The organism is Macrococcus hajekii, assembly GCF_004359505.1.
GTDB lineage: Bacteria > Bacillota > Bacilli > Staphylococcales > Staphylococcaceae > Macrococcus > Macrococcus hajekii.
In genome coordinates this window covers 355,955-368,192 of sequence record NZ_SCWE01000002.1, presented here as the reverse complement: position 1 = coordinate 368,192, position 12,238 = coordinate 355,955, and the positions used below count along the sequence as shown (strand labels likewise).

At 40.7% G+C, this 12,238-nt stretch carries 13 protein-coding genes; 2 read left to right on the top strand and 11 right to left on the bottom strand.

Going from position 1 to position 12,238, the window contains the following annotated elements:
* Position 1: 1 nt before the first annotated feature.
* From ERX37_RS07595 to rpmH, 11 genes are all read right to left on the bottom strand, one after another.
* Entirely contained in the window at positions 2-196 is a 195-nt protein-coding gene (locus ERX37_RS07595; protein ID WP_133430066.1) for a DUF951 domain-containing protein, read from the bottom strand.
* Positions 189-1,064, bottom strand: a complete 876-nt coding sequence (locus ERX37_RS07590; protein ID WP_243715921.1) for a mechanosensitive ion channel family protein — start codon at positions 1,062-1,064, stop codon at positions 189-191. Before ERX37_RS07590 ends, ERX37_RS07595 begins: the two co-directional genes overlap by 8 nt.
* A 13-nt stretch (positions 1,065-1,077) precedes the next feature.
* Positions 1,078-1,923 carry a ParB/RepB/Spo0J family partition protein gene (locus ERX37_RS07585; RefSeq protein ID WP_133430064.1) on the bottom strand — a complete coding sequence of 282 codons (846 nt, stop codon included), beginning with the start codon at positions 1,921-1,923 and terminating at the stop codon, positions 1,078-1,080.
* Positions 1,916-2,674, bottom strand: coding sequence for a ParA family protein (locus tag ERX37_RS07580; RefSeq protein ID WP_133430063.1), 759 nt, complete (start codon positions 2,672-2,674; stop codon positions 1,916-1,918). The genes ERX37_RS07585 and ERX37_RS07580 overlap by 8 nt, the downstream gene beginning before the upstream one ends.
* Positions 2,675-2,767: 93 nt before the next feature.
* On the bottom strand, positions 2,768-3,610 hold the full coding sequence (gene noc, locus ERX37_RS07575; protein ID WP_133430062.1) for a nucleoid occlusion protein: 843 nt from the start codon (positions 3,608-3,610) through the stop codon (positions 2,768-2,770).
* A gap of 27 nt (positions 3,611-3,637) precedes the next feature.
* Complete coding sequence (rsmG, locus tag ERX37_RS07570) at positions 3,638-4,354, bottom strand: 16S rRNA (guanine(527)-N(7))-methyltransferase RsmG (protein WP_133430061.1); 717 nt, start codon at positions 4,352-4,354, stop codon at positions 3,638-3,640.
* Positions 4,355-6,226: a tRNA uridine-5-carboxymethylaminomethyl(34) synthesis enzyme MnmG gene (mnmG, locus tag ERX37_RS07565; RefSeq protein ID WP_133430060.1), complete on the bottom strand. Its 1,872-nt coding sequence runs from the start codon at positions 6,224-6,226 to the stop codon at positions 4,355-4,357. It abuts the gene before it with no gap.
* A gap of 12 nt (positions 6,227-6,238) precedes the next feature.
* The gene (mnmE, locus tag ERX37_RS07560; RefSeq protein WP_133430059.1) at positions 6,239-7,618 is read right to left on the bottom strand and encodes a tRNA uridine-5-carboxymethylaminomethyl(34) synthesis GTPase MnmE; all 1,380 of its coding nucleotides are present in this window, start codon (positions 7,616-7,618) and stop codon (positions 6,239-6,241) included.
* A gap of 124 nt (positions 7,619-7,742) precedes the next feature.
* On the bottom strand, positions 7,743-8,495 hold the full coding sequence (jag, locus tag ERX37_RS07555) for an RNA-binding cell elongation regulator Jag/EloR (protein ID WP_133430058.1): 753 nt from the start codon (positions 8,493-8,495) through the stop codon (positions 7,743-7,745).
* Positions 8,496-8,507: 12 nt separating this feature from the next.
* Positions 8,508-8,855: a ribonuclease P protein component gene (gene rnpA, locus ERX37_RS07550; RefSeq protein WP_133430057.1), complete on the bottom strand. Its 348-nt coding sequence runs from the start codon at positions 8,853-8,855 to the stop codon at positions 8,508-8,510.
* 91 nt (positions 8,856-8,946) lie between these two features.
* Positions 8,947-9,084, bottom strand: a complete 138-nt coding sequence (gene rpmH, locus ERX37_RS07545) for a 50S ribosomal protein L34 (RefSeq protein WP_133417655.1) — start codon at positions 9,082-9,084, stop codon at positions 8,947-8,949.
* Positions 9,085-9,551: 467 nt separating this feature from the next.
* Here rpmH and dnaA point away from each other — a divergent pair, with 467 nt between their 5' ends.
* Entirely contained in the window at positions 9,552-10,883 is a 1,332-nt protein-coding gene (gene dnaA / locus ERX37_RS07540) for a chromosomal replication initiator protein DnaA (RefSeq protein ID WP_133430056.1), read from the top strand.
* A gap of 173 nt (positions 10,884-11,056) precedes the next feature.
* The gene (dnaN, locus tag ERX37_RS07535; RefSeq protein ID WP_133430055.1) at positions 11,057-12,190 is read left to right on the top strand and encodes a DNA polymerase III subunit beta; all 1,134 of its coding nucleotides are present in this window, start codon (positions 11,057-11,059) and stop codon (positions 12,188-12,190) included.
* Positions 12,191-12,238: the final 48 nt, after the last annotated feature.

The following is a 12,238-nucleotide window of genomic DNA, read 5'->3' as shown; positions in this document are numbered from 1 at the left end:
TTTATGATTCGTCAGCTGACGAAATAATTTTTTTTAGTTTTTTATTGAATTCTGGGCGCGGCAGTAAAATGCTTCTACCACAATTTTCACATTTAATACGAATATCAGCACCTAGACGGATGATGCGAAATGCATTGGTGCCGCAAGCATGCTGCTTCTTCATCTCAACAATATCATTCATCTGATAATTAATCATGTCCAGGTCCCCCCTTTGGCTGGTTATACATCACCATTCTCGGAACAGGTGCTCTAACTCCTTTTGCATCAAGAAAATCCTTCAGATCCCCACGCAGGAGGCGAGAGACTTTCGTATGATTGTTAGGCAAGGTTTCAGCTGATATCTTAATGACAGCTTCTCCAGCTTTTACCATATCGACACCTAGTATTTCAGGCACCTTCACTACATCTTCATATTTATCCTTCAATGTAGCAAGATAAGGCTCAAGCATTGCTTCAACGGCTCCAATATTCTCTTCACTTGAGATTGAGACCTCAAACACGGCGACAGAGTTATTGACTGAGAAGTTCACAATTTCATTCATTGTTCCGTTTGGCAGAATTGTCAGTTCACCTGTGAACGACCGGATGCGCGTTGAGCGCAGTCCAATAGACTGGACAGTTCCTTCGGCCACCTTAGTTCCACCTGTGTTGATACGAACATAGTCACCTACGTCAAACTGACTCTCGAAAATAATGAAAAATCCAGTGATAACATCTTTAACGAGTGTCTGTGCACCGAAACCGATAGCGATACCTGCAACTCCGGCACCTGCAATCAGACTCTCTACTTTAATTCCCATATTGCTCAGAACGGTCGTCAGTACAATAAACCAGACGACATAGGTGACAATATTCTGCAGCAGTTTAACAAGTGTTGTATCTCTTTTTTCTGAGTTGGAGAGTCTCGAAAGTCTTCGAACCTGAAAAAACTGTGAAATAACGAAATGAAGAAGCTTGATGATGATAAACGCGACAAAGATAATGATGATGGACCAGAATGTATTGAGTCCGATGCTCTTCCACATTTCAGCATCTAATACTGGTTCAAATAACGATTTAATCATCGGCGTCATTCAATTATACACGCTCCAGTAATTCAATCAGACGATTAAATTCTTCTTCAGATGTAAATTCAATAGCGATTTTTCCTTTTTTACGAGACTTTGAAATCTCAACATTTGTACCGAGATGTTGCTTTAACGTCTGTTCATGTTTCACGAGAAACTTCGGTTTAGCGTTCTCTTTCTTTTGTTTATCAGCCTTAGGTGATAATGACTTCACATACTGCTCAAGTTGTCTGACACTCCAGGCTTCTTTCACCACACGATGTGCAATCGCAATCATCTCTTCCTGATCTTTGAGACCTAGTAAAGTACGACCATGAGCACCGGAAATCTTTTTATCGTTGATGAGTTGCTTGATTTCCTGCGGTAAATTTAACAGTCGCAGCATATTAGCGATATAAGGTCTCGATTTCCCAAGACGGTCAGCTGCTTCTCCCTGATTAAGAGATAAATGATCCATCAGGAGCTGATAACTCTTCGCTTCTTCAAGTGCATTCAGATCTTCACGCTGAAGATTTTCAATGATGGCAAATTCCATCATCTGCTTATCAGTCATCGATTTCACAATAGCAGGAATGTCTTGTTTACCTGCTAGCTTACTTGCCCGGTAACGACGCTCACCTGCTACAATATCGTAACCTTTAACTGATTTTTTAACGATAATCGGCTGCAGAATGCCGTGCAGTTTGACCGACTCAGCAAGTTCAGCAAGTGCTATTTCATCAAATTCGTTTCGCGGCTGATAAGGATTGGGACGAATGTCATCCAATCTCAGTTGTTCGACTACTTCATCGCCTTTATTATCCTGGAAGAGTGCATCAAGGCCACGACCTAGACCTTTACCTAGTCCTTTAGCCATTAGTGATGACCTCCTCTGCTAATGCTGCATATGTCTTAGCACCTGTTGAACGCGCGTCATAGACATTGATCGGCTGTCCGTGAGACGGTGCTTCTGACAGTCGGACGTTACGCGGGATAATCGTATCGTATACTTTATCACCGAAATGAGAACGGACTTCCGCCATCACATCATTTCCGAGGTTTGTACGTGCATCCAGCATCGTCAGGAGAACGCCCTCAATCTCGAGTGCCTGGTTAAGATGTCGCTGCACGAGTTTAATCGTGTTGAGCAGCTGGCTAAGACCTTCCAGTGCATAATACTCACATTGCACTGGAATAATAATACCCGTCGCTGCTGTGAATGAGTTAATAGTCAGCAGGCCAAGTGATGGTGGACAGTCGATGATAATGTAATCAAATGCCTCTTCCAGTTCTTTAAATGCATATTTCAGACGGACTTCCCGGCTCATGGCTGAGACAAGTTCAATTTCCGCACCAGCAAGCGCAATATTCGCTGGAATAATAGATAAATTTTCCTGATCAGTTTTCAGTACTACACGGTTGATAGAGACATCCTCCACCAACATATCATAGACTGAAAATTTCACATTATTCTTATCAATGCCGACACCACTCGTTGCATTACCTTGAGGGTCAGTGTCTACTAAAAGAACTTTCTTACCTCTTTCAGCAAGAGCGGCACTTAAGTTGACAGAAGTGGTCGTCTTGCCGACGCCGCCCTTCTGATTTGCGATAGCTAAAATCTTCATATTTTCCTCTCCCTGCTGTTTATTCATCATTAAGATTATAACAATATTACCATCAAACTGCACAAAGTAAAAAACCATCCAGAGTGGATGGTTCTACTGCTTATTCTGATTTTTGAAAACCTTGATTGAGATTTCGTAAAAATTGGTATACTCAGTGTCTTTACGTTTAACTTTAATCCCGCTTTTTTCTACCGCTTTTACACTTTCGTTGATAGTGTTAAAAGCCAGTTTCATATCTCGAGTAAACGCAATTCTAGTCGGTTTCACATTTTCGCCGCCCAGCATGCGCTTTACACGTTCTTCCGTCTGTTTTACGTTCAGACTCTGACTTTTAATAATCTGCAGCATTTCTTTCTGCTGCACTTCTGATAAAGCGAGCAGACTTCGCGCATGACGTTCTGTAATCTGTGACTTGCCAAGTGCTTCTAAAATGGGTGAAGATAATCTGAGTAATCGCAGCTTATTCGCGATAAAAGATTGACTTTTTCCGAGACTCGTCGCTAAATCCTGCTGAGTGATACCGTCAAGATCCAGTAATTTTTTATAGGCTTCCGCCTCTTCGACTACCGACAGATTCTCACGCTGGATATTTTCAATCAGCGCAATAGCTGCTGTTTCCTTATCATTCATCGGTTTAACAATGACTTCAGTCTCCGCCACACCATTTAATTTCAGCGCACGAAAACGACGTTCACCTGCAATGATTTCGTACATCTCTTCTTCAATCGGACGAACTACAATTGGCTGCAGTAAGCCGTATGACTTAATGGAATCTGCCAGTTCCTGAATTTTTTCTTCATCAAATACTTGTCTCGGCTGATAGCGGTTGGGTACAATTCGTTCAATCGCCAGTTTAATGACATTGCCCTCTGCACGTTCAATTGCTAAGTCCTCTTTGTCACGCAATCCAAATAGCTTTGAAAAAGGTTTCTTCATCTCATTCGACTCACTTTCATCACATCATTATTTCATCAACGGTTCTTTTGCAGGCGTTCCTGCTTTTCTCGGGTATTTCTTTGCAGTCTGTCTACGCTTTTCAATCTCTACAATATAGCGCGTGCTTTCTTCCATCGGTAATGTAAACATATGATTAGCGACAATCTCGCCACCCAGAAGCTTAACAGCAAATTCGCCTTCTTCTGTTTCTGTCTCCCCTTGCGCCCCTTTCAGCGCCAGGAAATGGCCGCCTTTCTTTACGAGTGGCAGACAGAATTCACTTAAAACTGACAGTCTTGCTACTGCACGAGCCGTCACGACATCAAAACTCTCACGCTGGTCTGTACGTCCGAACGTCTCCGCACGGTCATGAATAAATCTCACCTGTTCAAGATTGAGCTCAGCAGCCAGATGATTTAAGAAGTTGATACGCTTATTCAGTGAATCAACAATAGTCAGTTTAAGGTGAGGGAAAAGTATTTTAAGAGGAATACTCGGAAAACCTGCTCCTGCACCCACATCACATAATGATTCAATTGCTGTAAAATCAAAGTAAAAAGCAGGGGTCACAGAGTCAAAGAAATGCTTTAAGTAGACTTCTTCCTTTTCTGTTACTGCTGTTAAATTAATTTTCTCATTCCACTCTACTAGATTTTCATAATAGATTGCAAACTGTTTCAGCTGTTCTGCTGTTAATTCAAAGCCTTTCGCGCGTAATGCTTCAGTAAATTGTTGTTCATTCATCTATTTCACCTTCGCAATCTTTCCCTGTTCAATATAGACAAGTAAAATCGATACGTCAGCCGGGTTAACCCCGGAAATACGTGCTGCTTGTCCTACACTTAACGGTTTGACTTCCTTCAGTTTCTGACGAGCTTCAGTTGCCAGACTGTGAATATCATCATAATCGATATGATCCGGAATTTTTTTATTTTCCATTCGCTTCATTTTTTCAACCTGCTGTAACGACTTATCGATATAACCGGCGTATTTCGTCTGAATTTCAACTTGTTCCGCCACTTCTTCTGAGATTGTCAGACCGTCATCAAGAATTTCCTGAATCGCTGCATAATCCATCTCAGGCCGCTTCAGTAGATCAATAGCTAGAATACCGTCTTTTAAAGCAGTACCGCCGCGCTCAGCAATCAACTTCTGTGTATGCTCATTCGGTTTGATACGCGTCTCTGTCAGACGTTTAATTTCAGCAGCAATCGCTTCTTTCTTCGCTTCAAACTGTGCGAATCGTTCTTCAGAAATCAGTCCAAGCTCATGCCCGATTTCAGTCAGACGCAGGTCTGCATTGTCATGGCGCAGGAGAAGACGATATTCCGCACGGCTTGTTAAGAGACGATAAGGTTCATTCGTACCTTTTGTTACAAGATCATCAATCAATACACCAATATAAGCATCGGCGCGACCCAGTATAACCGGTTCACGCTCCAGCACTTTAGCTGCTGCATTAATACCTGCCATCAGACCTTGACCTGCCGCTTCCTCATAACCAGATGTCCCGTTAATCTGTCCTGCAGTGAAGAGACCTGTTATTTTTTTCGTTTCAAGTGTCGGCCAGAGCTGTGTTGGGACGATTGCATCATATTCTATCGCATAACCTGCCCGCATCATATCAGCACGTTCTAGACCTGGTATAGACTGCAGCATCTGACGCTGAACATGTTCAGGTAAGCTTGTTGATAGACCTTGCACGTAAACTTCCTTCGTATGACGACCTTCAGGCTCCAGGAAAATCTGATGACGTGGTTTATCATTAAAACGAACAAATTTATCTTCAATAGATGGACAGTAACGAGGCCCTGTTCCTTTGATCATCCCTGAGTACATCGCTGAGAGGTGCAGGTTGTCATCAATAATCTGATGTGTCTTGTCATTCGTGTATGTGAGCCAGCATGGTAATTGATCTAGAATATAGTCTGTCGTTTCGTAACTGAATGCACGGCCTACATCGTCACCAGGCTGAATTTCTGTTTTATCGTAGTCAATGGTCTTACCGTTCACACGAGGAGGGGTTCCTGTTTTGAAGCGGACAATATTAAAGCCTAGTTCACGCAGGTGATCCGCTAACGTAATGGATGGCAGTTGGTGGTTTGGCCCTGATGAATACTTGATTTTACCGAGAATAATCTCTCCACGCAGAAATGTTCCAGTTGTCAGAACGACTGCATCTGCAAAATAAGTGGTGCCAATAACCGTTTCAACGCCTTTAACTGTGCCCTCTTCAATAATCAGTCGTTCAACCATACCTTGCATAATATCTAGGTTAGGTGTATTTTCAATCACATCTTTCATTTCCTGCTGATAAAGTACTTTATCAGCCTGGGCACGTAGTGCACGAACAGCTGGCCCTTTCCCTGTATTCAGCATACGCATCTGAATATGCGTTTTGTCGATAGTCTTAGCCATCTGCCCGCCCAGTGCATCTATTTCACGTACTACGATTCCTTTTGCCGGTCCCCCTACTGACGGATTACAGGGCATAAAGGCAACTGAATCCAGGTTGATGGTCAGCATCAATGTTTTTGCACCCATACGCGCTGCTGCAAGTCCTGCTTCTACACCTGCATGACCTGCTCCTACGACGATTACGTCATATCTTTCCAAATAATCTCCTCCTTATTTACCTAGACAGAACTGACTGAATAACTGATCAATCAAGCTGTCTGATACTTCTTCTCCAATAACTTCTCCGAGTAATTCCCACGTTCTGATGAGGTCAATCTGTACCATATCAATCGGTACACCTGCTTCAGCTGCCATCATTGCCTCATGAATTGATTTCTTCGCACTTTTAAGTAGGCTGATGTGTCGTGCGTTAGAAACATAAGTCATATCCTGCTGCTGTACTTCTCCTTCAAAGAAGAGATTCGCAATCTGCTCCTCCAGCTGATCAATCCCAGCCTGCGATAACATCGATGTCTCAACCATGGGTGCATCTCCCATCATTTTCTTCACTTCATCTATATCAAGCTTCTGTTCTAAGTCAGTTTTATTGATGATAACAATCACATCCTCTGACTTGATCAGTTCAGCCAGCTGATAGTCACTTTCTGTGAGAGGTTCGTTATAATTCAGCACATACAGAATGAGATCTGCTTTATTCAATGCTTCGCGGCTCCGCTCAACACCGATTTTCTCAACAACATCCTCAGTCTCTCTTATACCTGCTGTATCCACCAGACGTAAAGGAACACCTCTGACATTGACATACTCTTCAAGTACATCACGTGTCGTACCTGCTACTTCGGTGACAATCGCTTTATTATCCTGAATAAGAGTATTCAGCATTGAACTTTTACCTACGTTAGGTTTACCGATGATAACAGTCGCCAGACCTTCACGTAAAATCTTGCCTTGTCCACTCGTAGTCAGCAGCTGGTCAATCGCCTGCTCTATTTTCTGTGCTTCTGTCAGCAGGAACTGAGTCGTCGCTTCCTCTACATCATCATATTCAGGATAGTCGATATTAACTTCTACTTGTGCCAGAATTTCAAGAATAGACTGTCTCAGTCCTTGGATCATCGTACTTAATCGGCCTTCAATCTGACTCATAGCAACCTTACTTGCACGATCGGTCTTCGAACGAATGAAATCCATAATACCTTCCGCCTGAGATAAGTCAATACGTCCATTCAGGAAAGCACGTTTCGTAAATTCACCTGGCTCCGCAAGACGAGCGCCATGAGATAAAGTAAGCTCAAGAATACGATTAACCGTCATAATCCCACCGTGACAATTGATTTCAACAATATTCTCTCGTGTATAAGTACGTGGTGCACGCATCACAGCAACCATAACTTCTTCAATGATTTCATCAGTTTCAGGATCTTTGATGTGTCCATAATTAATCGTGTGGCTCTCTACTTCTGATAATGTCTTCTTTCCTATATAGAGACGATCTGCAATTTCAACTGCATCGTGACCCGATAATCTGACGATGGCAATGGCACCTTCACCCATGGGGGTCGAGATGCTTGAAATAGTTTCTAATTCCATATGATTACCTCCGTTTACTCATCCGTTGATTGTAAGATGAATAGTGATAAAAACAAATCCATATGCTCTGAATAAATAGATTAACTCTAAAAACAAAAGTTTTTAGAGTTAATTACTTATTATATTATTGACGGTGTGGCTTCGCTCTAATAACAAGATACCGGTGAGGTTCTCGTCCTTCAGAATAAGTCTCAATATTCGGGATACGTCCTAATACTTGATGAATGATTTTTCGTTCATAGTTCGGCATTGGCTCAAATTTGACCATTTCTTCATCATCTAATGCTTTATTTGCCATATTAAGTGCAAGATTTTCAAGAATTTCTTTACGTTTCTCCCGATAATTCTCGATATCAAGCATTAAAGTAATATAACCCTTATGAACCTGCTGGATATAAGTCTGAGCGATTACTTGCAGCGCATTAAGCACGTGGCCACGTTTACCGATGATTCTTGCCGCATCTTCTGAAACAAGATTGAGGGTCACTTCATTTCCTTTAGCTATCACTTCACCTGACGCACTGATATTCATTTCTTCCAGCACAGCAACCACATAGCTTAATGTTTTTTCGGCTGATGCCGTCAAATCTTTTTTAGGGACACTGACTCGTTCAATCTCAGGCTCATCTTTAGCTTCATTCTCCTGACCAGCTTCTTTTTCAACTGTTCGGTTTTTCAGTTCAGCCAGTGTATATTTCTTCAGTTCTGGATCAATAATTGTCAGCGATACGATAGCTTCTCTTCTGCCAAAACCGAATAGACCCTTTTTACCTTGATCTTCTACCTCAATTTTAACTTGCTGTTCATCCACATGCCATGACTTCAGACCTTGCTGTACCGCTTCCTCTACTGTCGCCCCTCTAAATCTATCCTGCATTGCAGCGCCTCCTTATTTAATACGTTTATTAAATCCTTTGGCTATCTTCATTACATGTTCAAGACTTTTATTGACCTCTTCTACTGACATATCGGCAGCAGGTTTACGAGCAACTACAATAAAATCCGCTGCTAAAATATCATCCTTATGTCGTGTAAAGCTTTCACGAATAGAACGCTTAATTCGATTACGGACAACCGCGTTGCCTAATTTTTTTGAGACAGAAATACCGAGTCTGAAGTGCTCTGCTTCTTTTTTATCAAAACGATATATCACGAACTGCCGATTAGCGACCGACTTGCCCTTCTTATAGACATTCTGAAAATCTTCATTTCTTTTAATCCGATAACTTTTCTCCAACGTTTTCACTCACTTCTGTCGCACGTTTTCTCCAATTATACTAAATGGCTCACTGCATTTAAACAAAAAAAAGACCACTGCAAGAGTGATCTTAAGCTGATAATACTTTTCTGCCTTTACGACGACGGCGAGCAAGAACTCGACGACCATTTTTAGTGCTCATACGTGCACGGAAACCGTGAACTTTACTATGTTTACGTTTATTTGGTTGATAAGTACGTTTTACCACTTAGGACACCTCCTGTTTGCTTATTTATCTATTATTCACTTATATGTGATCGACAATAACTACTGAAGTATAGCAAATTACACAAATCTATGCAAGTTTTACATGTAAATTTATAGTCACCAAGTTATCCACTTATCCACATGGCTCATTCGTCTAACTGTGGATATTTCTTAAGTCTTTAAAATTATACACAGCTTTTAAAATTCATTATCCACGAATACACAGTTGTGTATAACTTACTATGTGGTTAATTTTTTATTTGTGGATAACTCTACAAAACTATTGATATTACTAGATTTATTTGTTATCATTCTGTTTATATTTCGTGTGGAAATGAATCTATATAATAATCTTATCCACAGATTGTGGATAAGATGTGGATAATTATTCACACCTTGTGCTTAACCTTATACACAGCTCATTATACTGTGAATAAAATGATAAAAAATTAAAGAAAGAGGCACAATATGAGCGGTATTGATTCTATATGGACAAAAGTCCTCGAAAATCTTGAAAAAAAATTGTCTGCGCCTAGCTATCAAACATGGTTTGTAAATACTAAAGTTAAAACCCTCGATAATCACCATATCGTCATTGAGGCACCGACTGCTTTCAACGCTGATTGGCTCGTCAAAAACTATATCTCTGTTATCCAGGAGACTATCCAGGAGACTATTGGTGAAAAATTGACCATTAAAATTATCTCTAATGGCGATACAGAAGAAATGATGGTACCTGAACCTGAACCGGTAAAACATAATGACAGCGAAATTCTACCTAACCAGCTGAATGTAGATAATACCTTTGATACCTTTGTCATTGGTAGTGGCAATCGTTTCAGTCATGCTGCTTCTCTCGCTGTAGCAGAAGCACCTGCTAAAGCATACAATCCTCTCTTTATTTATGGGGGCGTCGGTTTAGGTAAAACACATCTAATGCATGCAATCGGGCATTACGTAATGGAACATAAGGACAATGCGCAAGTCGTCTATACATCAAGTGAAAAATTCACAAATGAATTCATCAATTCCATTAAAGACAATAAAACAGAGGAATTTCGCTCTAAATATCGTAATGTCGATGTTTTACTCATCGATGATATTCAATTTTTAGCCGGCAAGGAGTCAACGCAGGAAGAATTCTTCCATACCTTTAATGAACTACATCAGAATCATAAGCAGATTGTAATATCCAGTGACCGGGCACCTAAGGAGATACCGACGCTTGAAGATCGTCTGCGTTCTCGCTTCGAGTGGGGTCTCATCACAGATGTCACGCCGCCAGATCTGGAAACAAGAATTGCTATTTTACGCAAGAAATCTGAAGAAGAAAATATTGAAATTCCTAATGAAGCTATGCTTTATATCGCAAGCCAAATCCACTCTAACATCAGAGAGCTGGAAGGCGCTCTTACACGCGTCAGTGCTTATTCAAAGCTTGTAAAGCGTGAATTGACACCTGATTTAGTCGCAGAAGCACTAAAAGATATCATCGCTACCAATAAACCTAAAAAAATCAGCATTCAGGATATTCAGACGATAGTAGGAGCCTATTATAATGTACGACTGGAAGATTTCAGCGCTAAAAAACGGACTAAATCTATTGTTTTCCCGCGTCAAATTGCGATGTATCTGGCACGTGAACTGACAGATTACTCACTTCCTAAAATCGGTGAGGAATTCGGCGGCCGCGATCATACGACAGTCATCCATGCACATGAGAAAATCAAAAATCAGATAGAAAACGACAGTAAACTGGCAAAAGAGATTCAAAATCTTGAAAAAGAAATCTCTGGGTAAGTTGTGGATAGTGTGAATAAATAAAACAACCTTATCCACACTTTATCAACAGGTGGATATCTTGTCGGCGTAGGTTTCACATCACTTATCCACCTATTCACACCCCCTATTACTATTATTACGATTTTAAAAGAGATAATATAATATATATAACGACGATAAGGAGTATCTATATGAAATTCACAATCCAAAGAGATTATTTCATCAATCAACTGAATGACACACTTAAAGCTATCTCACCACGTACAACCTTACCGATTCTGACAGGTATTAAAATTGATGCTACTGACAACAGTATATTACTGACAGGTTCTGATTCTGAAGTATCGATTGAGATTACAATTCCAGCTGAAGTTAATCGTGATCAGATTGCAACTATTCAGGAAAAAGGCTCAATCGTTCTACCTGGCCGCTTCTTCGTTGATATTATTAAGAAGCTACCTGCATCTGATGTCACTATTGAAACTAATGCTCAATTTCAAGCGAAAATCACGTCAGGTCAATCTGAATTCAATGTTTCAGGTCTCGATCCAGATCAATATCCATTGTTACCTCAAGTATCTGAAGACAATGTCATCACATTACCAGTTAAAGTACTGAAAAATATGATTCGACAAACTAACTTCGCAGTGTCCACCTCAGAAACACGACCTGTACTGACAGGCGTTAACTGGCTGATTCAAGACAACATTCTGAGCTGTACTGCAACAGATTCACATCGCCTGGCATTACGTCGACTGCCGCTTGAAAATAACACTATCGAGAACATCAATATTATTATTCCAGGAAAAGCGCTGAGTGAACTTAACAAGATTATCAATGATGAAGATGAATCAATTGATGTCTTCTTCGCAGCCAGCCAAGTTTTATTCAAAGTAGGACATATTCAGTTTATTTCTCGTCTGCTTGAAGGAAATTATCCGGATACGAGCAGGTTATTCCCGGAAAGTTATGAGACATCACTGACTATTGACAACAATGAGTTCTACCATGCGATAGACCGTGCTTCTTTACTCGCGCGTGAGGGTGGGAATAATGTCATCAAATTATCGACTGCAAGTGAGCTGGTTGAGTTATCTTCTACATCACCTGAAATCGGTACGGTAAAAGAAGATGTTAAAACTTCTCAATTTGAAGGTGAGGAACTCAAGATTTCCTTTAACTCTAAATATATGATGGATGCTCTTAAAGCTATCGATAACAGTGAAGTGAATATCGAATTTTTCGGAACGATGCGTCCTTTTATCCTGAAGCCTCAGGACGATGACAATGTCATTCAGTTAATTCTTCCAATTCGTACGTATTAAGTTTTTAGACCTATGCTATCCGGCATAGGTCTTTTTTTGATAAGATTA

Coding starts and splice junctions, on each gene's coding strand:
- ERX37_RS07580 (WP_133430063.1), bottom strand. CDS start 2,674: ATGAAGATTTTAGCTATCGCAAATCAGAAGGGCGGCGTCGGCAAGACG.
- jag (WP_133430058.1), bottom strand. CDS start 8,495: ATGCAGGATAGATTTAGAGGGGCGACAGTAGAGGAAGCGGTACAGCAA.
- ERX37_RS07585 (WP_133430064.1), bottom strand. CDS start 1,923: ATGGCTAAAGGACTAGGTAAAGGTCTAGGTCGTGGCCTTGATGCACTC.
- noc (WP_133430062.1), bottom strand. CDS start 3,610: ATGAAGAAACCTTTTTCAAAGCTATTTGGATTGCGTGACAAAGAGGAC.
- dnaA (WP_133430056.1), top strand. CDS start 9,552: ATGAGCGGTATTGATTCTATATGGACAAAAGTCCTCGAAAATCTTGAA.
- dnaN (WP_133430055.1), top strand. CDS start 11,057: ATGAAATTCACAATCCAAAGAGATTATTTCATCAATCAACTGAATGAC.
- ERX37_RS07590 (WP_243715921.1), bottom strand. CDS start 1,064: ATGATTAAATCGTTATTTGAACCAGTATTAGATGCTGAAATGTGGAAG.
- rsmG (WP_133430061.1), bottom strand. CDS start 4,354: ATGAATGAACAACAATTTACTGAAGCATTACGCGCGAAAGGCTTTGAA.
- ERX37_RS07595 (WP_133430066.1), bottom strand. CDS start 196: ATGATTAATTATCAGATGAATGATATTGTTGAGATGAAGAAGCAGCAT.
- mnmE (WP_133430059.1), bottom strand. CDS start 7,618: ATGGAATTAGAAACTATTTCAAGCATCTCGACCCCCATGGGTGAAGGT.